This is a genomic window from Microbacterium sp. GXF0217, from assembly GCF_054798195.1.
In genome coordinates this window covers 388,824-408,181 of sequence record NZ_JBSJZG010000002.1, presented here as the reverse complement: position 1 = coordinate 408,181, position 19,358 = coordinate 388,824, and the positions used below count along the sequence as shown (strand labels likewise).

Genomic DNA, 19,358 nt, shown 5'->3' with positions numbered 1-19,358 from the left:
ATGAGCGGGACGCAGGTGCAGAGCGAGACCGTTCGAATCGGCACGAGCAGCGTGCAGCGGACCACCCGTGCGCTGCAGGCCGAGATCGACCGGGCAGCCGACTCCGGCGGCGGACGCGTGACGATCGCACCCGGCGTGCACGAGACCGGCGCTCTGCGCCTGCGCTCCCGCGTGGAACTCCACCTCGAGGCAGGGGCGGTGCTGCGCTTCGTCCCCGACCCCGCCCTCTACCCGCCCGTGGCCGCCCGGTGGGAGGGCGCTGCCACCACCATCCACTCGCCGTGCATCTACGCACGCGATGCCGTCGATGTGGCCATCACCGGCCGCGGTGAGATCGACGGCAGCGGTCAGCGCTGGTGGGACGCCCATCGCAGCGGCTCGCTCGCCTACCCCCGCCCCACCCTCATCGGCATCCACCGGAGCGAGCGCGTGGAGATCTCCGGGGTGACCCTGCGCAACGCACCGGCCTGGACGGTGCACCCACTGCTCTGCGAGGACGTGCGGATCTCCGGCATCCGCATCCTCAACCCCGCCGACTCGCCCAACACCGACGGCATCGATCCCGAATCGTGCCGGAACGTGCGCATCAGCGACTGCCACATCGATGTCGGCGACGACTGCATCGCGATCAAGGCCGGAAGCGAGAAGTCTCTCGACCGCGTGCCGTGCGAGAACATCACCATCACGAACTGCACCATGGTGCACGGCCACGGCGGCGTCGTGATCGGCAGCGAGATGTCCGGCGGCGTCAGGGGCGTCGTGATCTCCAACTGCGTGTTCCAGGGCACCGACCGCGGCATCCGCATCAAGTCACGACGGGGCCGTGGCGGCACCGTCGCCGACGTGCGCGTCTCCAACATCGTGATGGATTCCGTGATGTGCCCGCTCGTCATCAACCCCTTCTACTTCTGCGGACCCGAGGGCAAGGAGCCGATCGTGTCCGACCGCACGGCTCAGCCGGTGGATGCCGGGACACCGCGCTTCCGCGGCATCCATCTGGCCCACATCACCGCGACGAATGTCACGTCCTGCGCCGCCTGGGTGTCCGGCCTGCCCGAGGCCCCCGTCGACGACCTCACCCTCGACGACTTCGTCGTCTCGTTCGCACCGGATGCCGTGCCGGCCGTCCCCGCGATGGCCGACGGCGTCCCTGCGATGGCCTCGGCCGGTGTGCATGCGCAGTTCGCGACCGGCCTGCGCATCACCGGCCTGCGCGTCGAGGGCGTTGTCGGACCCGTCCTGGTGACGGACGGCACGGCGAGCCTGGAAACGCGCGGAGGTGCGCTGGTATGACTGTCATGACCGAGACGCCGAAGCCCCAGGACAACGCCGCCGCTCCCTTCCGCCGCCGCATCGAGCTGATCATCGCCGCGGTCGGATTCGCCGCCGCGGCCGTGCTGCAGGGCGGCTTCGCGCTCGTGATCACCCGGGCGGATTCCGACACCCTCGAGGAGACGGTTCTCCCCGCACTCGGCGCCGCAGGGCTGGACGTACCGGCGGCCGACGCGCACACCGTGCTGAACACGCTCGCGGCCTGGTTCGGGTTCTCGCTCGTCCTCATCGCCCTGCTGTGCGCTGTCGGCTGGTTCTTCGCCACGTATCGCCCGCGCCGCCGCTCGACGGGCTGGTGGTTCGCCGGTGCAGGGCTGGCCTGCCTCCTCGGAACGCAGCTCGTGCTGTACCCCGTCGCCTTCTTGTTCTTCCTCTCCGCAGCGCTGTTCGCGGTGCGCACGCCCACCCCCGGGAGCTCGAAATGACCAACACGGTACCCGTCACCAGCGCGACGATTCCGATTCAGGTGCGCCGCGCGGCCCGCAACAAGCGCCGCGTCACACCGGGTCGCCGCGTCTTCGCGATCGTCAACGCGATCGTCCTGATCGCCTTCGCGCTGATCTGCGTGCTGCCGTTCGTCAACGTGCTGGCGAGCTCGCTCGCGACCCCAGGCGAACTGGCCACGCGCCCGTTCATCCTGTGGCCCGAGACGTTCAGCCTCGACGCCTACCGCTACATCCTGTCCACGCCGACGATCTTCCGCGCGCTCGGCGTCTCGGCCATCGTCACGATCGGCGGCACGTTCATCTCGCTCGTGCTGACCGCGTTCATGGCGTATGCGCTGTCGAAGAAGCACCTGAAGGGCCGCAGGGTCATCAACTTCATGGTGCTGTTCACGATGCTGTTCGCCGGTGGCATGATCCCGACATTCATCGTCGTCAAGAGCCTGGGCATGATCGACTCGCTCTGGTCGCTGATCATCCCGGTGGCGATCAACGCCTTCAACTTCGTCATCATGCGCAGCTTCTTCCAGGGCATCCCGGAGAGCCTGGAGGAGGCGGCCCGCATCGACGGCTGCTCGGAGTTCGGCGTCTTCTGGCGCATCGTCCTTCCGCTGTCGCTGGCCTCGATCGCCACCATCGGCCTGTTCTACGCGGTCTACTACTGGAACACGTATCAGAGCGCGATCCTGTACATCAACAGCTCGGAGCTGTGGCCCATGCAGGTGCTGCTGCGTCAGATCGTGATCGTGGCCAGCGGGCTGAACGCCAGCGAGTCGGCGGTCGACATCGTGCCGCCGGCGCAGTCGATCCGCATGGCCGTGATCTTCGTCGCCACGCTGCCGATGCTCCTCATCTACCCGTTCGTGCAGCGCTTCTTCGTCAAGGGCGCCCTGGTCGGTTCGGTCAAGGGCTGAGCATCCGCCCGGATCGTCCCCGTCGACCATGAGCGTCGGCGGGGCGCCCGGTTGCTCGATCATCGCGAGCACGCCACGGCATGGCACACTGGGCCGATGACGGAAGATCCTCGCCAGGCGCGACGTGCGCCGGAGACGCTCGACGAGTTCCAGCAGACCGAGGGGCATCCGCACTTCCGCGTGGATGTCGAGCGCATCCGGTTCTCGCCGTACTACTCCCGCCTCTCCGCCGTCACGCAGGTGATCTCGCAGACGGGCGCCGGGCTCGCGGTGCACAATCGACTCACGCACTCGATCAAGGTCGCGGCCGTCGCGAGGGCGATCGCGACGCATCTGTCCGCCCGTGACGACGAGACCGGGCGGATCGCCTCCGAACTCGGCGGAGCGCACCCGGTCGTCGTGCAGGCGGCGGCAGCCGCGCACGATCTCGGGCATCCGCCGTTCGGGCATCTGGGTGAGCAGACCCTGGATCGCCTGGCGCGCAGCCGCTTCGGACTGGCGGAGGGATTCGAGGGGAACGCGCAGACCTTCCGCATCATCACCCGCCTCGACGAGCACGACCGCCCCGGTGTCGGTCTCAACCTCACCTCCGCCGTACGGGCCGCGGTCCTGAAGTACCCGTGGCTGCGCGGAGAGGGCGGAGAGCGCCGCGGCGGCAGGAGCAAGTTCAACTTCTACGCGGTCGACGAGCAGGACGCCAGGCTCGCGCTCGCGGCCTACCCGCTGATCGAACGAGGGCAGCAGACCGTCGAGTGCTCGATCATGGACATCTCGGACGACATCGCCTATTCGCTGCACGATCTCGACGACTTCTACCGCGCCGGCCTGCTGAACGCGGTGACGCTGTCCGCTGAGTTCCGCGCCTGGCATCGCGACCTCGCCCGGCTGCGCACGGTCGACACCGCCGTACTGCGCACTGAGGCCCGCACGCCGGGGCACTCGCTGGAGCTGCTCTGGCGGCGCCTGGAGGAGAAGGACGCCTGGATCGCCGATCCAGACGCGTTCAACGAGGCCGTCGCCAGGGTCAAGGCCGAGGTCATCGACGGGCTGCTCTCCGAGCCGTTCGACGGATCGCTCGCGACCGAACGCGCCCTCGCCCGCTTCACCACGGAGTGGATCTCCCGGCTGCAGACCTCGGTCGAGGTGCACCGGCATCCGCACCTCCGCTCCGGACATGTCGGCCTCGACCAGCGCGCGTGGCACGAGGTCGCGGTGCTGAAGTTCCTGCACGAGCGGTTCATCCTGGAGCGCCCCGACCTGGCGGTCTACCAGCGCGGCCAGGCCAGCGTGCTCGAACGGCTCGTAGACGGGTTCTCCGCCTGGCTCGACGACCCGGCCGACGCCCGGCGTGCGCCGCGCCGCCTGATCGACCTGGTGGAGCTCGCGAGGGATGACCACCGGCGCCTCGGCGGCCCGGACACCGGTGCGGACCATGATCGTCTGGCCCGCGGCCGCGGCATCATCGATTACGTCGCCTCGCTCACCGACGCCCAGGCCGGCTCGCTCGACGCACTGCTCGCCGGGCAGACCGAACGGCTGTGGGATGCCGGACAGGGCCTGTAGCACCGGGTCGCGCACCCGCGTCAGGACGGCCGGCGCCGATCAGATCCGGTAGCTCCCGCGCCAGGTCCAGGACGGGCCGATCGCCGGCCCGTGGCCCTGCGCCAGCACGGTCAGGATGCCGTCGTCCGCGACGACCAGTCGCAGGCGGACGGTCGCGATGTCGTCGCCGACCGCGCTCGCGTGCACGTCGAGGACACCGGCCGCGCTCCATCCGGCCGTGACGACCGCTTCGCCGAGCACGGAGCGCACGGCCGTCGGCTGCAGGGTGGAGAAGGAAACGTCGTGCTCGGCATCCCACCGCACGCGTCCGCCGGCACCGTCGAGTTCGATCGTGAGCTCGACCGGCGCCTCCTCTCCGGTGAGCAGTACGGCCGTGGATTGCACAGGGCGAGTGTTCTCCTCGACGTGCACGGGAGCGGGTGCGACGAGCTCGGCGGTGGTCACGGCATCCGGATCCAATCCGGCGAGGGCGCGCAGGAGCATGTCCGCGAGCCGCTGGTCGCCGCCGACCAGCGGAGTGGAGTCGGCCGTGACGACGGCGACGATCGCACGGTCGGGATCGCCGTAGACGATCTGCCCGCCGAGACCGAACATCATCCATGCGCGCCCGCCCGGCAGCCAGACCTGTCGTCCGTAACCGGCCCGCAGAGCCGCGCCCCACGTCTGGGTGGCCGGATCGCTGCGGCGCTCGATCAACCGGGCGACGACCCGCTCCGGCAGGATGCGCCTGCCGCCGAAGAGCCCGCCGCCGTTGATCGTCTCGGCGATCGGCGTCAGATCCGCCGGCGCCATGATGAGGCCGGAGCCGCCGTGGCTGATGCCCTCGGGGCCGGTCAGGAAGCGCGCGTTCTCGCCGATGCCGAGTGGCGCGAACAGTCTCGGGCGCAGGTACTCGAGCAGGGTCGAACCCGAGAGCCGCTCGACGAGGGCGGCGAGCACGTAGGACGCACTGGTGTCGTACGTGAACAGAGCCCCCGGCCGATGCGTCGGCGGCACCTGGAAGTACGACGGCAGCCAGGAGTCGGATGCCTCGACGTACGTGGTCCTGCTGTGCGGGCCCACCATCGCGAGCATGTCGTCGATGCGCGTCTGCGCGAGCCACGGCTGGACTGGCGCATGCTCCGGGAAGTGCGTCGCGATGGGATCGGAGAGCTGCAGCCGGCCCTCCTCGGCCAGCAGCAGCACGGCGAGACCGGTGAACGTCTTCGAGACCGAGTACAGCCGGTGCGGCACGTCGGGGCCGAAGGGCGCGATGCCGGATCGGATCACCGTGCGCCCGGAGATCGAGACCTCGAGCGAATGCAACGTGATCCCGGCGGCCGCGGCTTCGGCGAGCACTGTCCGCAGCGGGTCGCTCACACCGGGTCCCGCATGCCCGCGAGCAGTGTCTCGGCGATGGCAGCAGGATCCGCCGGTGCCCGATCGGAGACCGACACAGCCAGGTCGAGACGCAGCGTGTCGCCCTGCTCGATCCGGCACCGTCCGTCCACGGCCATCGCCGGGCCGAATCCCACGTAGCCCTCAGCGCGCACGAACCAGGGCATGCCGTTGGTGCTGACGGCGACCAGGGCCGCGTCGTCGGCCTCGAGTGCGATCCAGGGCGAGCGCGATCCGTGCGCGAGCTCGACTCCTGCCCCATCGGCGGTCCGGACACGAGCCGACGGGAAGGGCGCGCGCCAGAACAGCCCCCCGTAGAACGCGCCATCGCGGCCGTTCGTCTGCGGGCTGCCGAACGTGACGATGCGGTCGCGTGCGAGCAGCTCCGAGGTCCAGGTGATCGACCACGCGTCGTCCAGTGCGCGCGCCGAGATCGTGCGCTGCTCCTCGAGCAGGACGTCTCCGTCCGGATTCAGCCAGACCAGCAGCTCTTCGACGGTGCCGTCCTGGACGGTGCGCGACTGTGGCTGCTGCGTGCCGTGGTTCGCGAGCAGGGTGGGGCCGCGGTCGCGCACGTAGGTGCGGCCGCCCCAGAAGGTCGTGCCGTCGACATCGGGGAACGCAGCGCTGAGCCCGAGGTGGTGCAGATGATCCTCCGGCTCCAACTCGGTGACCGGCGTGCCGGAGGGCGTCGTGGCCAGAAGATACGGCCGGGGCGACAGCAGCGGGGCGACTCCGGCGCCGTCGTGGTACTCCACCACGGCCGGTCCACGGCGCAGCAGCTCGATGCTCATGCCCGCTCCCTCGTGCTTCCGCGCGGCGCCAGCTCGGGCGAGAACATGATCGGTTCGCGCTCCGGATCCGCCGTCATCTCCGCGCGCAGTACGGCCCAGATCTGCTCGCCGATCTCGCCGAGCCGAGAGGTCATGGTCGTGAGCGACGGCGACGAGTAGCGCGCGAACGGGATGTCGTCGAATCCGGCGACGGACATCTCTGCGGGGACGGCGACGCCCTCCTCCGACAGCCGACCCAACAGGCCGAGCGCCACGACGTCGTTGTAGGCGATCACCGCGGTGGCGCCCGTGGCGCGCAGTGCCGGCCACGCGTCGTAGCCGTCCTCGAAGGAGTGTCCGCACGGCACGTCGATGATCTCGACATCCGGCTCGTTCTCGCGGATCTCCGCAAGACCGCGCTCGCGCTCCCAGTTCGCGCGCGCGTACGCTGGGCCGGCGAGGAAGGCGATCCGGCGATGCCCGAGGCCGATGAGGTGCTTCGCGAGCACGATCACGCCCTCGTGGTAGTCGATGAGCACGGATCCGGCGTTCTTGCCCGTGGTGCGGTTGAACACCGCGACCGGTCCGATCCGGGGCAGCAGCTCGAGCAGATCGGGCCTGGTCATGCGGGGGGAGAACAGCGCGACCGCGTCTGTGCGGTCTCGCAGGTCCCTGGCGAGATCCGGCTCGCCGTCGGCATCCTCGAACGAATCGGTGACGACCACGTGATAGCCGTCTGCGGCGGCCGCCCTGTTGAAGCCGTGCAGCACCTGGTGGAACATGGGGTTTCCGAGGTCGGGGACCAGCACGCCGACCGTCCGGCTGACGCCGAGCGAGAGCGATCGGGCGGTCTGGCTCGGCGTGTAGCCGAGCTCGTCGATCACCTGCCGGACGCGCTGCGCGATCTCGGCGTTGACCGTCGGGATGCCGTTGAGCACCCGCGAGACCGTCGCCTTCGACACCCCAGCCGTCTGAGCGATGTCGTTGATCGTCGTCGTCCTGGTCGGCGCCGTCCGCACTCGTCGAGTCGCCATCGTCACGCATCCCCCATCGTGATGTCGAAGCCGCGGAATCGGCCCACAGCCCCACCGCTACCGTAGCGGCCGGCCGCGAACAGCGAGACCCCGGCGCCGACCCACTGCCCCTCGGTCGCCTGGAACTGCGGGTCGACGTCGAAGCGTGCGCCATCGGCGGTCAGGCTGATGCGCACGCGCGCTTCCTCGTCGGTCTGCAGCACGACGACGGCGCGAGGGCCTGCGAGCGGCGCGTGCAGCAGGATGCGCTCCTGCTGGTCGTCGCGCTCTCGGACCGCGACGACGGCTTCCGGACCCTGCCCGCCGATCCGGACACCAGCCCAGACGTACGTGTATCCGAGCACGGCGATGCCGGCGCGGTCGCCCGGCAGCGTGGACGCCAGCTCGACGTCGACGCGCGCCGTGGACGGCTGGCCGGGCAGCGCCTGGGACAGCACGCGCGGAAGGGTGCGCACGTTGCCGCCATCGACGCTGCCCCGCAGCGTGAGCGCGTCGTCGCTCCAGGCGTCGTGCCCGCGCCCGACCACGGCATTCGGATCCGGGTCGGATTCCCACTGCCAGTGCGTGCTCGGGATGCCGCCGGCGAAGTCGTCCGGTCGAGCGAGCGTCCGGATGCCCTGCGGGGCACCGCGCAGGGACGGATGCTGAAGCACCGGCTCCGCCGGGCCACCCGCGACCGCCTGACCCATGACCGGCCAGCCGTCGTCCTGCCACGCCATGGGCTGCAGGTGCAGCACCCGGCCGTACACGCCGCGGTCCTGGAAGTGCAGGAACCAGTGGCCGCCCTCGCCGTCGTCCACCCATGCGCCCTGATGCGGACCGTTGACCGGAGTGTCCCCCTGCGCCAGCACGATGCGGTGCTCGTAGGGTCCGTAGGGGTTGTCGGCGCGGAACACCGCCTGGAAGCCGGTGGCCACGCCACCCGCCGGAGCGAAGATCCAGTACTCGCCGTTGCGCTGATAGAACTTGGGTCCTTCCAGCGTGCGGAAATCGTCCAGGCGATCACCGTCGATGACGTCCGCCGCTGTGCCCCTGGTCTCGGTGAGCTGCTCGTCGACCTCGACGACCGTGAGCACGTTCTTGCGCCCCGATCGCGATCGCGCCCACCCGTGCACGAGGTACGTGCGGCCGTCCTCGGCCCACAGCGGGCACGGGTCGATCAATCCGAGGCCGGCAAGCAGCAGGCGCGGCGGCGTCCAGGGCCCCGCCGGGTCCTGGGCGGTGACGACGAAGATCCCCTGGTCGGGATCCGGGTACACGACGAAGAACGTCCCGTCGTGGTGCCGGATGGAAGGCGCCCACACTCCCCCGCCATGCCGCGGCAGGGCGAACCATGCCGCCGGCTCGTTGCGTTCGAGGGCGTAGCCGATGCGCGTCCAGGTGACGAGATCCTCGGATTCGAAGATCGGCAGTCCCGGAGCGCGATGGAAGCTCGACGCCACGAGATAGAAGCGGTCTCCGACGCGGATGGCGTCCGGATCCGGCACATCGGCATCGATGATCGGGTTGCGATACTGGCTCGCGTCTTCGACGAGTGTCATCTCCCTCACGGTAGTCGAGAAACCGGTTCCTGTCCAAGTGGAGCACCCGCGGCATCCGAAATTTAGTTAGACTACCTAAGCAATGACTGCCTCGGACGAATCCTTACACGACACCGCCACCGATCTGCGCCTCGCCACCTTCCGGCTGGCGCGCCGCCTCCGCCGCGAACGCGCGGACGACCACGTCAGCGATGCCCACTTCGCTGTGCTCGCCTGCCTGAAGATGAACGGCCCGCTCTCGGTCGGCGCTCTCGCCCAGCGCGAACGGGTCACCGCACCGACCATGTCGGCGACCGTCGCCGCCCTCGTCGAGGACGGCTACGTGACCCGCGTACAGGACGAAGAGGATCGCCGTCGGGTCCAGGTGGAGATCACGACGACCGGGACGGACGTCGTCACGGCGACCGTGCGCAAGCGCGATGCCGCGCTCTCCGGCGCACTCGCCGAGCTCGATTTCACCGAGGCCGAGCTGCAGACGCTGCGCGAAGCCAGCGCTCTGATGCGGAAGGTGGCCGAGCGATGAGCACCCCCGCACGCCGCACCCCGGCGATGTTCCGCTCGTTCTCGACGTTCAACTACCGCATCTGGTTCCTCGGCGCGCTCGTCTCCAACGTCGGCGGATGGATGCAGGCGACCGCGCAGGACTGGGTAGTGCTCACCGAGCTCACGGACAACGACGCCACAGCGATGGGCGTGACCATGGCGCTGCAGTTCGGCCCGCCGCTTGTGCTGGTGAGCCTGACCGGCTGGGTCGCCGACCGCTTCGACCGGCGCCGGATCCTGCTCGTGACCCAGATCACGCTGATGCTGCTCGCGCTCGGCGTCGCCGCCCTTCTTCTCACCGGCGTCATGACCCTGCCGCTGATGTTCTGCTTCGCCCTCGGATTCGGCGTCACGAACGCGTTCGACGCACCGGCGCGCCAGGCCTTCGTCTCCGACATGGTCTCGATCGACGACGCGTCGAACGCGGTCGCACTGAACTCGGCCTCGTTCAACATGGCGCGGCTGCTCGGGCCGGCGATCGGCGGCATCCTGATCGTCGCGGTCGGCACCGGCTGGGTGTTCGTCGCGAACGCTGTGACCTTCCTCGCCATGCTCGTCGCTCTGCTGCTCATGCGCTCCGGCGAGCTCATCCCCCGGGCGAACAGCCGCAAGGGCGGCGGCATCGCCGAGGGGTTCCGCTACGCCTGGCGGCGCAGCGATCTGGCGGTGACGTTCGTGATGGTGTTCCTCATCGGCGCGTTCGGCATGAACTTCCCGATCTTCGCCTCGACCATGGCGCTGGAGTTCGGGCGCGAGGCCGACGGCTACGGATTGCTCAGCTCGGTGCTCGCGATCGGCTCGCTCGCGGGGGCGCTGCTCGCGGCGAGGCGCGACAGGGCGCGCATCCGCGTGTTCGTGATCGCTGCCGGCGGCTTCGGCGTGATCTCGCTCATCTCGGCGGCGATGCCGTCGTACTGGACCTACGCCGCGTCGCTCGTATTCGTCGGCTTCACGATCGTCACGATGATGACGACCGCGAACGGCTACGTCCAGACGACGACGGACCCCGCTCTGCGCGGTCGAGTGCTGGCGCTCTACATGGCGGTCATCATGGGCTCGACACCGGTCGGTGCTCCGATCGCGGGGTGGATCACCGACGCGTTCGGCCCTCGTGCGGCGATCGCGGTCGGCGGGTTCGCCGGCCTCCTCGCCATGGCGATCGGCATCGGGTGGATGCTCGTCTCCGGCCGCCTCCACCGGCGCGAGGACGCGCGCTTCCTCCTGACGCTCGACGAGACGCGACCGCTGTCAGTGATCCGCGTCGAGCCCAGCGAGTTCAGCGACGAGGTCGCCGCGACGACGCCGATCCGTCAGGAGCGGCGCGAGCACGACTGACGCCGCGGCGTCGGCTCAGCCCGGCAGGCACCGATCCAGCCGGGCCGCAAAGTCGGCCATCGCGGCATCCCTCCAGGGGCTGAGCGTGCCGGAGCCCGGCATCCCGCGCTCGACGAATTCCGCGGACTGATCGTCGCACCACCAGTGCGCGTACGACGATGACGCCCGTCGCCAGCGATCCTCGGGAGGCAGGGCGCTCAGGAACGACCCGGTCAGCCCGTCGAGGGCCGGGTGCGTACTGCGGACGACGTACCCCATCGCCCGCGCGTCGCGCGGGGCGAACCGGAAGCGCAGCTTCCCTCCGACGTCGATGGCGGGGGCGAACGGCCCCTGGGTCCTGCCGTCGACCATGAGATCGGTGACGTGGTCGTCCGGCAGGTCGACCGGGGCATCCACGAGGAGCTCGACCACACCGTACGCCTCGACCACGTCGTGCGACGACGAGGCCGGGTGATGCACGACGGCCCTCCGCCCATCCCAGAGCCGCACGAAGCGTCCGCCCCAGCTGTCGGCCTCAGGGCTGCGCGCGCCGCCCAGCAGCCAGGTCACGGTCGGGGTGTCCCCCATCTTCGCCTGCGGAAGCTGCCGAGCGAAGAAGGCGCCGAGCGCACCGCGCCCCGCGGCGTGCTCGGCGACGAAACGCTCCGGTGCGAGAGACCCGCTCCCCCCGAGGAAGAAGCCCCGGTAGGTCGTGTTCGATTCGATGAATCGGATGCCGCGGTGGTGCTGCTCGATGTAGTGATAGGCATCCACCCCCATGGTCTTGTTCGGCCCGCCGATCCAGTGCACCCGGATGCGGTCGGCGATGTCGGGCGCGTCGTGCAGCGCCTGCGCGATGTCCTCGAGGCCGCCCCAGGCCAGGACGTCCAGCGGTCGATCGTCTTCCGCACGAGCGCGACGGACGATCAGCTCCGAGCCCTCCGTCGGTGCGTCCACGCCGGAGTCCGACGGCAGTGCGAGCGCTCCCTGGGCGATGACGGCCCGCAGCGCGTCGGCGCCTGGATAGGCGGCATGGCGGCGCAGGCGGGGGAGGTCGCTCTCGTACGCGTCCACCACGGCGTGGATGTCGGCGGCTCGCCCCCTGCCGTAGGGCGATGAGATCAGCCCTTCGATGTCGAACACGTCGGCGTACAGCAGCAGATGCACCATCGATTGGAAGTCATCAGGGTCAGTGCCGCCGATGTCGGTCGTCACCACCACTCGGGCACGCTCGGTCGGACGGGGGAGGTCGGTCGACAGCATCGTCTTCCGGTCCTTTCACTCGGAAACCGGTTACCGCGAGCGTACCGGACGGTGACGACGAGACGCCGGTGCGTCACGATCGCCTGCCGGAGTTCTTACGATTCCGCGACCGGCACCCGCGGGACGCCGCAGTGCTCGTAGCCTGAGGACTGTGACCGATTCTGCGCCGCACCCCCGACTGCTGGCCGCGTTCGCCGGCATCGCCGCGGCCGCCGCCGGAGTCGGTGCCGGCGAACTCCTGGCGGCGTTCGTCGCGGCCTCATCGAGCCCGTTCGCCGTTGTGGGCGGCGCCTTGATCGACGCCGCACCCGCGTGGGCGAAGGACACCGCGATCGCCTGGTTCGGCACAGCGGACAAGGACGCGCTGCGGGTGGGCATCGGCATCGTGCTGATCGCCGCCGCCGCGGTCGCCGGCCTCTGTGAAGCGCGCTGGCGACGCAGCGGAGTGATCGCCGTCGTCCTGATCGGTGCGGTTGTCGCGGGTCTCGCTCTCACCCGCCCTGAGGCCGGGATGCTCGCGTGGCTGCCCTCCCTGTCGGCTGGCATCGCGGCCGCGTGGGCGCTGCACCTGCTCATCGGCATCCTTCCCGGCCGTCCGACTCCGGATGCCGCGGTGCACGCCGAGCTCCCCACCCGGCGCCGCTTCCTCGCCTGGGCCGGAGGCACGGCCGTGCTCGGGGTCGCTCTCGCCGTGGCCGGATCGATCGCTCGCGCCGGATCCACGGTCGTCACGAGCGTGCGGGACTCCCTCCGCCTGCCACGCCCGGCGATCCCGGCGCCCAGCCCGCCGGCCGGCGCCGCGCTCGAGGTCCCCGGACTGTCGCCGCTCATCACGCCGAACAGCGACTTCTACCGCATCGACACCGCGCTCGTCGTGCCGACGGTCGACCCGGCATCCTGGCGGCTGCGCATCCACGGGATGGTGGCGGAGGAGATCGAGCTCACCTGGGACGAGCTGCTCGCGCTGCCGCTGATCGAGACGACCGTCACGCTGTCGTGCGTGTCGAACGAGGTCGGCGGCGACCTGATCGGCAATGCGGTGTGGCTGGGGTATCCGATCCGCGAGCTGCTGGCGAGGGCGAAGCCCTCGGCGGACGCCGACATGGTGCTGTCGACCTCGGCGGACGGCTTCACGGCAGGCACGCCGCTGGAGGCGCTCACGGACGGTCGCGATGCGCTGCTCGCGATCGGCATGAACGGCGAACCGCTCCCCCTCGCACACGGCTTCCCCGTGCGCATGGTCGTGCCGGGACTGTACGGCTACGTCTCGGCGACGAAGTGGGTCACGGATCTCGAGGTCACTCGTTTCGACAGCGCGCGGGCGTACTGGACCGATCGCGGATGGTCGGAGCGCGGGCCGATCAAACTGCAGTCGCGCATCGACGTGCCCCGCTCGGGCCGGGACGTCGAGTCCGGCGACTCCGTGATCGCCGGCGTCGCCTGGCAGCCGCGCACCGGCATCTCCGGCGTCGAGGTGCAGGTCGACGACGGCGACTGGCAGCGCGCCGAGCTCGCCCCGGCGATCTCGGACGACACCTGGGTGCAGTGGCGGATGCCGTGGAGCGCCGAACCCGGCGACCACCGCATCCGGTGCCGGGCGATCGGCGGCGACGATACGACCCAGACCGAGGCGTCCGCACCGCCGGCACCCGACGGCGCGACAGGCTGGCACACCATCACCGTCAAAGTTTCGTGAGGATCGCCTCGTGCTGATGCGCCGCCGCGAGCTGCACCCGGCCGGGTGAGGGCATAACGAGCCAGCACCGCGACGCGGCTGAGGATGTCGGAGTTCTTCCGCTTCCTGTCGCGGCGGATGCCGCAGCTCATCGACGAGTGGGAGACCGAACGCGCCGAGCGCCTCTTGAGGTGACGTGAGGGCTCACTCCTTCACGCTGCCCGCCGACAGCCCCGTCTGCCAGTAGCGCTGCAGGAAGAGGAACGCCACGACCAGCGGCAGGATCGAGACGAACGATCCTGTGATGACCGTCGAGAAAACCGCCTGCGAACCGCCGCCCGCGGATGCCGCCGCCTGGATCTGCGCGAGTCCGACCGTGATCGGATACAGCTCCGACGTGTTGAGCATGATCAGCGGCAGGAAGTAGTTGTTCCACGTGCCCACCAGCGAGAACAGGAACACTGTGACCAGCCCCGGCCCGAGCAGCCGCAGCCCGATCTGCCAGAAGGTACGGAACTCTCCGGCCCCGTCGACGCGCGCGGCCTCGACGATGCTGTCGGGGATCGCGTCCGCGGCGTACACCCGCATGAGGTAGACGCCGAAGGGGCTGACCAGCCCCCGCGGAACTCGTACTTCGCGAACGCGTAGCCCGCCATCGCCGAGAGGAGCGTCGCGCCGACGGCCGCGACAACGGCGTAGAGGACGGTGTTCAGAATCCACCTCAGAAAGATGCCGCCTCGCATCTCGAAGAGTTGGACCAGGTTGTCCCACAGTGAGATGTCGGCGCCACGGAACCGCACCAGGGCGTTCCACACGGCGCTCGCGCGTCACGGCCTGGAGGCGGCAGCCGTAGTGCTAGGCGACTGGTCGGCGCGATCCGGATATACCGCCGTCATCGACGGCGCACTGGTCAGCAGTGCCACGGCCGTGGTGGCCGCCAACGACCAGACCGCTCTCGGCGCGATGCTCGCGCTGAAGGAAGCCGGCAAGCGCGTCCCAGAGGACGTCAGTGTCGTCGGCATCGACGACATCCCTGAGGCGCAGTTCTACGACCCGCCCCTCACCACTGTTCACAACCCCTTCGAGCTGCAGGGCCGAGCGGCCCTGCATCGACTCCTCGCCCTCATCGACCCTGAGCACGCCACCGATCTCGACGTGCCCCTACCCCAACTCATCGTGCGCCGCTCCTCCGGTCCCGCCCCAGCCTGAGTTCCTCCCCCACGCGGTGCGCGATCTCGCTAACTTGGAAGAATGAGCGGACCGGAGAACGCGCAGAACACGGATGCCTCGGTATCCGCCTCATCGACTGACGGCAGCACGCCGGAGCACCGGCGATCACTGCCGCCGCTGCAGAAGTGGGTGTTCTGGCCCGCCGCGGCGATCATCCTCGCCTTCGTCTCGTTCACGCTGATCGCCCCGCATCTCGCCGAGGAGATGTTCGGGGCCATCCAGAACACGATCGTCAATGCGTTCAACTGGTACTACGTGCTGATCGCGGCCCTGTTCGTCGCGTTCAGCCTGTTCCTGGGGTTCAGCCGCTTCGGCGACATCAAGCTCGGTCGCGACGATGACGAGCCTGAGTTCTCGCTGATGAGCTGGTTCTCATTGCTGTTCGCGGCCGGCATGGGCATCGGCCTGGTGTTCTACGGCGTCTCCGAGCCGCTGAGCCACTTCACGAACCCCCGCCCCGGCGTGACGGGAACCCCGGAGCAGCTCGCCCAGGCCGCGCTCGGTCAGACCTATCTGCACTGGGGCGTGCACGCCTGGTCGATCTATGTCGTGATCGGCCTCGCGCTGGCCTACGCGATCCACCGCCGGCGCCGGCCGATCTCGATCCGATGGACGCTCGAGCCGCTGCTCGGCAAGCGCGTCGAGGGCGGCTGGGGCCACGCGATCGACATCGTCGCACTGGTCGGAACGCTCTTCGGCGTCGCCACATCGCTCGGACTCGGGGTAATCCAGATCAGTGCCGGTCTCGCGTCCGCTGGCCTCGGCAAGCCGGACGAGCCGACCCAGGTCGTCATCATCCTCATCATCTCGGTCTTCGTGCTCGCCTCGGTGCTCTCGGGCGTCACGAAGGGCATGAAGTGGCTGTCCAACATCAACCTCGTCATGGCCGGTCTCCTCGTGCTGTACCTGCTCGTCATGGGCCAGACCGAATTCCTGCTGCGCGAGTTCGTGCAGTCGATCGGCTACTACATCCAGAACTTCGTCGGCCTGTCGTTCAACGTCAGTGCGTTCCAGGGCGAGGCGGGCGAGCAGTGGCAGGCGCAGTGGACCTCGTTCTACTGGGGGTGGTGGATCTCGTGGGCGCCGTTCGTCGGCATCTTCATCGCGAGGATCTCGAAGGGACGCACGGTGCGGGAGTTCGTCGCCGGCGTCATCCTCGTGCCCACGCTGCTCGGCATCCTGTGGTTCGCCGTGATGGGCGGATCCGCCCTGGCGATCGAGCTGCAGTCTCCGGGGACGCTCACGAACGAGGACGGCACGGTCGACCTGCAGGGCGCGCTGTTCGCGCTGCTGCAGCATGTGCCCGGCACGACAGTCGTCACGATCGGCGCCATCCTGCTGATCGCGATCTTCTTCGTGACATCGGCGGACTCCGGTGCGCTCGTGATGGGCATGATCGCCACCGGCGGTCAGCAGAATCCCAAGCGCTGGATCCGCGCGTTCTTCGTCGCCGTCACCGCGATCCTCGCCATCGCCCTGCTGCTGGCCGGCGGTCTGACGGCGCTGCAGACCGCCGCGATCACGATCGCCCTGCCGTTCAGCGTGGTGATGATCCTGATCTGCTGGGCCACCGCCATCGCCTTCATCCGAGAACGCCGCGCCTACGCCAGAGCGGAGCGCGCGCAGCTCATCGACAAGATCGGCGACTACTACGGTCTCGAAGTCGAATCCCGCGCCGAACAGGGCATTCTCGGGGCTCAGCCGCGTTGGCTGCGCCAGCTGCAGCGCCGCCTCGGGATGCCGGTCGCACCCACGACGCCGATCCGCATCCCGCCGGAGCTGCTGGATGCCCAGAGCCGTGCGGATGCCGGACCCAACGTCCTCGACGTCGACGAGCTCGTCTCGGAGGACGAGCTGTCGTCGCACGATGACCAGGACATCCCCGAGCACGGTGAAGACGGCGCGTCGCCCGTGCGCTGAGCGGCGCGGTTGTCAATGCCCTTCGCCGCGGCGGCAACCGCGCATACTCTCGCCCGATGGACCAGCACACCGGACGAACACCGCACCCTGAGGAGCCCGCCGAGGGACCGGACGTCGACGAAGGCGACGCGCCCCTCGGCGGCGATGAGACGACCGAGGAACAGCTCACGGCCGACAATGCGGCCGAGGAGGACACGCTGCGCAGCCTCGACCCCGACGACAGCCCGGCGTGATCGCGAGCGGCGCGCTCAGCCTTCCAGAACGAGCCGGAGCTGTTCGAGCGCCCAATCGATCTCGGTCGCGCGGATCACGAGGGGCGGCGCGATGCGGATCGTCTGCCCGTGCGTGTCCTTGACGAGCACGCCGCGGTCCAGCAGTTTCTCGGCGATCTCGCGACCGGTTCCCTTCGCCGGATCGATGTCGACCCCGGCCCACAGGCCGGCGGCGCGCACGGCGGTGACGCCGTGGCCCATGAGCTTGTCGAGTCCAGCGGCCAGGTGAGCGCCGAGTGCGCGTGAGCGCTCCTGCACTTCGCCGGTCTCCAGCATCTCGACGACGCGCAGCCCGACGGCGGCGGCCAGCGGATTCCCGCCGAACGTCGAGCCGTGCTCGCCGGGGCGGATGACCCCGAGCACGTCGCTGTCTCCGACGACGGCCGACACCGGGAGGATGCCGCCGCCCAGCGCTTTGCCCAGCAGATAGAGGTCGGGCACGACGCCCTCGCGGTCGCACGCGAAGGTCTCGCCGACCCGGCCGAGGCCCGCCTGGATCTCGTCGGCGATGAACAGCACATTGCGCTCGGTGCAGATCTCACGGATGCGGCGGAGGTAGCCCTCCGGCGGGATGATGACCCCGGCCTCGCCCTGGATCGGCTCGATGAGCACCGCGGCGGTGTCCGCCGTGATCGCGGCGGACACGGCATCCGCATCCCCGAACGGGACGACGTCGAACCCCGTGGTGAACGGGCCGAAGCCGCTGCGCGCGGACTCGTCGTCGCTGAAGCTGACGATCGTCGTGGTGCGGCCGTGGAAGTTGCCTGCGGCGACGACGATGCGCGCGGCATCCGCGGGGATGCCCTTGACGCGGTATCCCCACGCCCGCGCGACCTTGATGCCCGTCTCGACGGCCTCGGCGCCGGTGTTCATCGGCAGCACGAGGTTCTTGCCGCACAGCCGAGCGAGGGCCTCGGCGAACGGCTCGAGCCGGTCGCTCATGAACGCGCGGCTCGTGAGCGTCACGCGTCCGAGCTGCTCGGTCACGGCCGCGACGAGCGCCGGATGCCGGTGACCGAAGTTCACCGCGGAGTACGCGGCGAGAAGGTCGAGGTAGCGCTTGCCCTCGACATCCGTCACCCAGGCGCCCTCGCCGCGCGCGATCGTGACGGGCAGCGGGTGGTAGTTGTGGGCGACGTGCGCCTCCGCGACTTCGGACAGGGTCATGCCGATGCTCCTCGCAGCTCGAGCGTGCAGCACTTGATGCCGCCGCCGCCGAGCAGCAGCTCGGACAGGTCGAGCATGATCGGGTTGTAGCCGCGCTCGCGCAGCTGCTTCTCGAAGCCGGTCGCGCGCGGCGAGATGACGACGTTGTATCCGTCGCTCGCGGAGTTCAGCCCGAACACCGCACCGTCGGCATCCGACACCAGGATCGCATCGGGGAAGCGCTCCTCGAGGATCGCGCGGCTGGCATCGTCGAACGCGCCGGGCAGGTAGGCGATGTTGGCGCGCTCCGGGCCGCCGTTGTCCACGCCCTGCACGGGGTCGAGCACCGCGATGGCGGTGTCCAGGTGGTAGAAGCGCGGGTCGACGAGATTCAGCGAGACGACCTCGCGGCCGAACACCTCGCCGACCTCGCGGTGGCTGTCGCCGGTGGAGCGGAAGCCGGTGCCGGCGAGGATCACATCGCCGACGAGCAGGAAGTCGCCCTCGCCCTCGTTGACCTCCTCGGGCAGCACGGTGTCGAAGCCGTTCGCGCGGAACCAGTCGGCGAAGGCCGGGGCCTCGCCCTGACGCTCGGCGAAGCGGAACTCCGGAACGTACGCGCGACCGCCGATGACGAAGCCGCCGTTGGCCGTGTAGACCATGTCGGGGTAGCCGGCGAGCGGCTCGATGAGCTCGACCTCGTGGCCGAGTTCGAGATAGAGGTCGTGCAGCTTCTGCCACTGCGCGATCGCCTTGGCCGTGTCGGTGGGCTTGGCAGGCTCCATCCACGGGTTGATCGTGTAGCTGACCGTGAAGTGCTCTGGACGGCACATCAGGTAGCGGCGGTGGTGCGCGGTGCGGACAGGGACCTCAGCGGGTCCCTTGGCCTGGCGCAGGGCGGTCTCGGGCGTCGACATGGTGCTCCTCAGCAAGAGATGCGGCGGACGCTGTCCAGGGGCCCGGCGGGCCTTCGACCCGGAGCTCGGCGGAGACGGGGAAGATGCGACACGGGCACGCC

The 19,358-nt window shown here is 69.7% G+C and carries 17 protein-coding genes and 1 pseudogene; 10 read left to right on the top strand and 8 right to left on the bottom strand.

All coding sequences use genetic code 11. The annotated features are described in order from the left end of the window. From ACWAT3_RS05230 to ACWAT3_RS05215, 4 genes are all read left to right on the top strand, one after another. Positions 1-1,293, top strand: coding sequence for a glycoside hydrolase family 28 protein (locus ACWAT3_RS05230; RefSeq protein WP_460796457.1), 1,293 nt, complete (start codon positions 1-3; stop codon positions 1,291-1,293). Then, on the top strand, positions 1,290-1,757 hold the full coding sequence (locus ACWAT3_RS05225; protein ID WP_460796456.1) for a hypothetical protein: 468 nt from the start codon (positions 1,290-1,292) through the stop codon (positions 1,755-1,757). The genes ACWAT3_RS05230 and ACWAT3_RS05225 overlap by 4 nt, the downstream gene beginning before the upstream one ends. Beyond that, the gene (locus ACWAT3_RS05220; RefSeq protein WP_460796455.1) at positions 1,754-2,689 is read left to right on the top strand and encodes a carbohydrate ABC transporter permease; all 936 of its coding nucleotides are present in this window, start codon (positions 1,754-1,756) and stop codon (positions 2,687-2,689) included. Before ACWAT3_RS05225 ends, ACWAT3_RS05220 begins: the two co-directional genes overlap by 4 nt. 96 nt (positions 2,690-2,785) lie before the next feature. Beyond that, complete coding sequence (locus tag ACWAT3_RS05215; protein ID WP_460796454.1) at positions 2,786-4,252, top strand: deoxyguanosinetriphosphate triphosphohydrolase family protein; 1,467 nt, start codon at positions 2,786-2,788, stop codon at positions 4,250-4,252. Positions 4,253-4,291: 39 nt separating this feature from the next. Here the strand turns inward: ACWAT3_RS05215 and ACWAT3_RS05210 are convergent, their stop codons facing one another. Genes ACWAT3_RS05210 through ACWAT3_RS05195 form a run of 4 tightly spaced genes read right to left on the bottom strand, consistent with a single transcriptional unit; the run spans position 4,292 to position 8,977 of the window. Further along, positions 4,292-5,611 carry a serine hydrolase domain-containing protein gene (locus tag ACWAT3_RS05210; RefSeq protein ID WP_460796452.1) on the bottom strand — a complete coding sequence of 440 codons (1,320 nt, stop codon included), beginning with the start codon at positions 5,609-5,611 and terminating at the stop codon, positions 4,292-4,294. Then, positions 5,608-6,423, bottom strand: coding sequence for a DUF6807 domain-containing protein (locus ACWAT3_RS05205; protein ID WP_460796451.1), 816 nt, complete (start codon positions 6,421-6,423; stop codon positions 5,608-5,610). The genes ACWAT3_RS05210 and ACWAT3_RS05205 overlap by 4 nt, the downstream gene beginning before the upstream one ends. After that, entirely contained in the window at positions 6,420-7,436 is a 1,017-nt protein-coding gene (locus ACWAT3_RS05200; protein WP_460796450.1) for a LacI family DNA-binding transcriptional regulator, read from the bottom strand. The genes ACWAT3_RS05205 and ACWAT3_RS05200 overlap by 4 nt, the downstream gene beginning before the upstream one ends. Positions 7,437-7,438: 2 nt before the next feature. Next, on the bottom strand, positions 7,439-8,977 hold the full coding sequence (locus tag ACWAT3_RS05195; RefSeq protein WP_460796448.1) for a glycoside hydrolase family 43 protein: 1,539 nt from the start codon (positions 8,975-8,977) through the stop codon (positions 7,439-7,441). Between the two features lie 82 nt (positions 8,978-9,059). Between ACWAT3_RS05195 and ACWAT3_RS05190 the strand changes: the two genes are divergently transcribed. Further along, positions 9,060-9,500 carry a MarR family winged helix-turn-helix transcriptional regulator gene (locus tag ACWAT3_RS05190; RefSeq protein WP_460796447.1) on the top strand — a complete coding sequence of 147 codons (441 nt, stop codon included), beginning with the start codon at positions 9,060-9,062 and terminating at the stop codon, positions 9,498-9,500. Continuing rightward, positions 9,497-10,855, top strand: a complete 1,359-nt coding sequence (locus tag ACWAT3_RS05185; protein WP_460796446.1) for an MFS transporter — start codon at positions 9,497-9,499, stop codon at positions 10,853-10,855. Before ACWAT3_RS05190 ends, ACWAT3_RS05185 begins: the two co-directional genes overlap by 4 nt. 15 nt (positions 10,856-10,870) lie before the next feature. Here the strand turns inward: ACWAT3_RS05185 and ACWAT3_RS05180 are convergent, their stop codons facing one another. Next, positions 10,871-12,097 (bottom strand): DUF1593 domain-containing protein, encoded by a 1,227-nt coding sequence (locus ACWAT3_RS05180; protein WP_460796445.1) that lies wholly within the window; start codon positions 12,095-12,097, stop codon positions 10,871-10,873. Between the two features lie 151 nt (positions 12,098-12,248). On the opposite strand from ACWAT3_RS05180, the gene ACWAT3_RS05175 reads away from it, so the two are divergent. Continuing rightward, positions 12,249-13,793 carry a molybdopterin-dependent oxidoreductase gene (locus tag ACWAT3_RS05175; protein ID WP_460796443.1) on the top strand — a complete coding sequence of 515 codons (1,545 nt, stop codon included), beginning with the start codon at positions 12,249-12,251 and terminating at the stop codon, positions 13,791-13,793. A gap of 183 nt (positions 13,794-13,976) precedes the next feature. Here ACWAT3_RS05175 and ACWAT3_RS05170 read toward each other — a convergent pair. Continuing rightward, positions 13,977-14,560 (bottom strand): annotated as a pseudogene (locus ACWAT3_RS05170) (carbohydrate ABC transporter permease); the annotation flags it as partial. Between ACWAT3_RS05170 and ACWAT3_RS05165 the strand changes: the two are divergent. From ACWAT3_RS05165 to ACWAT3_RS05155, 3 genes are read left to right on the top strand one after another with little or no spacing between them, the layout of a single operon-like run. Beyond that, entirely contained in the window at positions 14,502-14,981 is a 480-nt protein-coding gene (locus ACWAT3_RS05165) for a substrate-binding domain-containing protein (protein ID WP_460796442.1), read from the top strand. The pseudogene ACWAT3_RS05170 and the gene ACWAT3_RS05165 sit on opposite strands and share 59 nt — an antisense overlap. A gap of 42 nt (positions 14,982-15,023) precedes the next feature. After that, positions 15,024-16,922: a BCCT family transporter gene (locus tag ACWAT3_RS05160; protein WP_460796440.1), complete on the top strand. Its 1,899-nt coding sequence runs from the start codon at positions 15,024-15,026 to the stop codon at positions 16,920-16,922. 56 nt (positions 16,923-16,978) lie between these two features. Continuing rightward, entirely contained in the window at positions 16,979-17,155 is a 177-nt protein-coding gene (locus tag ACWAT3_RS05155; RefSeq protein ID WP_460796439.1) for a hypothetical protein, read from the top strand. Between the two features lie 15 nt (positions 17,156-17,170). Here ACWAT3_RS05155 and rocD read toward each other — a convergent pair whose 3' ends face one another. Beyond that, a complete protein-coding gene (rocD, locus tag ACWAT3_RS05150) occupies positions 17,171-18,361 on the bottom strand; it encodes an ornithine--oxo-acid transaminase (protein WP_460796437.1) in 1,191 nt (396 codons plus the stop codon). Next, positions 18,358-19,257: a dimethylargininase gene (gene ddaH, locus ACWAT3_RS05145; RefSeq protein ID WP_460796435.1), complete on the bottom strand. Its 900-nt coding sequence runs from the start codon at positions 19,255-19,257 to the stop codon at positions 18,358-18,360. The genes rocD and ddaH overlap by 4 nt, the downstream gene beginning before the upstream one ends. Positions 19,258-19,358 lie beyond the last annotated feature (101 nt).

Bases quoted from the DNA above. Each gene is read 5' to 3' on its own strand.
- ACWAT3_RS05200 (WP_460796450.1), bottom strand. From the start codon at position 7,436: ATGGCGACTCGACGAGTGCGGACGGCGCCGACCAGGACGACGACGATC.
- ACWAT3_RS05230 (WP_460796457.1), top strand. From the start codon at position 1: ATGAGCGGGACGCAGGTGCAGAGCGAGACCGTTCGAATCGGCACGAGC.
- ACWAT3_RS05220 (WP_460796455.1), top strand. From the start codon at position 1,754: ATGACCAACACGGTACCCGTCACCAGCGCGACGATTCCGATTCAGGTG.
- ACWAT3_RS05155 (WP_460796439.1), top strand. From the start codon at position 16,979: ATGGACCAGCACACCGGACGAACACCGCACCCTGAGGAGCCCGCCGAG.
- ACWAT3_RS05215 (WP_460796454.1), top strand. From the start codon at position 2,786: ATGACGGAAGATCCTCGCCAGGCGCGACGTGCGCCGGAGACGCTCGAC.
- ACWAT3_RS05165 (WP_460796442.1), top strand. From the start codon at position 14,502: ATGCCGCCTCGCATCTCGAAGAGTTGGACCAGGTTGTCCCACAGTGAG.
- ACWAT3_RS05195 (WP_460796448.1), bottom strand. From the start codon at position 8,977: ATGACACTCGTCGAAGACGCGAGCCAGTATCGCAACCCGATCATCGAT.
- ACWAT3_RS05185 (WP_460796446.1), top strand. From the start codon at position 9,497: ATGAGCACCCCCGCACGCCGCACCCCGGCGATGTTCCGCTCGTTCTCG.
- ACWAT3_RS05225 (WP_460796456.1), top strand. From the start codon at position 1,290: ATGACTGTCATGACCGAGACGCCGAAGCCCCAGGACAACGCCGCCGCT.
- rocD (WP_460796437.1), bottom strand. From the start codon at position 18,361: ATGACCCTGTCCGAAGTCGCGGAGGCGCACGTCGCCCACAACTACCAC.
- ACWAT3_RS05160 (WP_460796440.1), top strand. From the start codon at position 15,024: ATGAGCGGACCGGAGAACGCGCAGAACACGGATGCCTCGGTATCCGCC.
- ACWAT3_RS05180 (WP_460796445.1), bottom strand. From the start codon at position 12,097: ATGCTGTCGACCGACCTCCCCCGTCCGACCGAGCGTGCCCGAGTGGTG.
- ACWAT3_RS05190 (WP_460796447.1), top strand. From the start codon at position 9,060: ATGACTGCCTCGGACGAATCCTTACACGACACCGCCACCGATCTGCGC.
- ddaH (WP_460796435.1), bottom strand. From the start codon at position 19,257: ATGTCGACGCCCGAGACCGCCCTGCGCCAGGCCAAGGGACCCGCTGAG.
- ACWAT3_RS05205 (WP_460796451.1), bottom strand. From the start codon at position 6,423: ATGAGCATCGAGCTGCTGCGCCGTGGACCGGCCGTGGTGGAGTACCAC.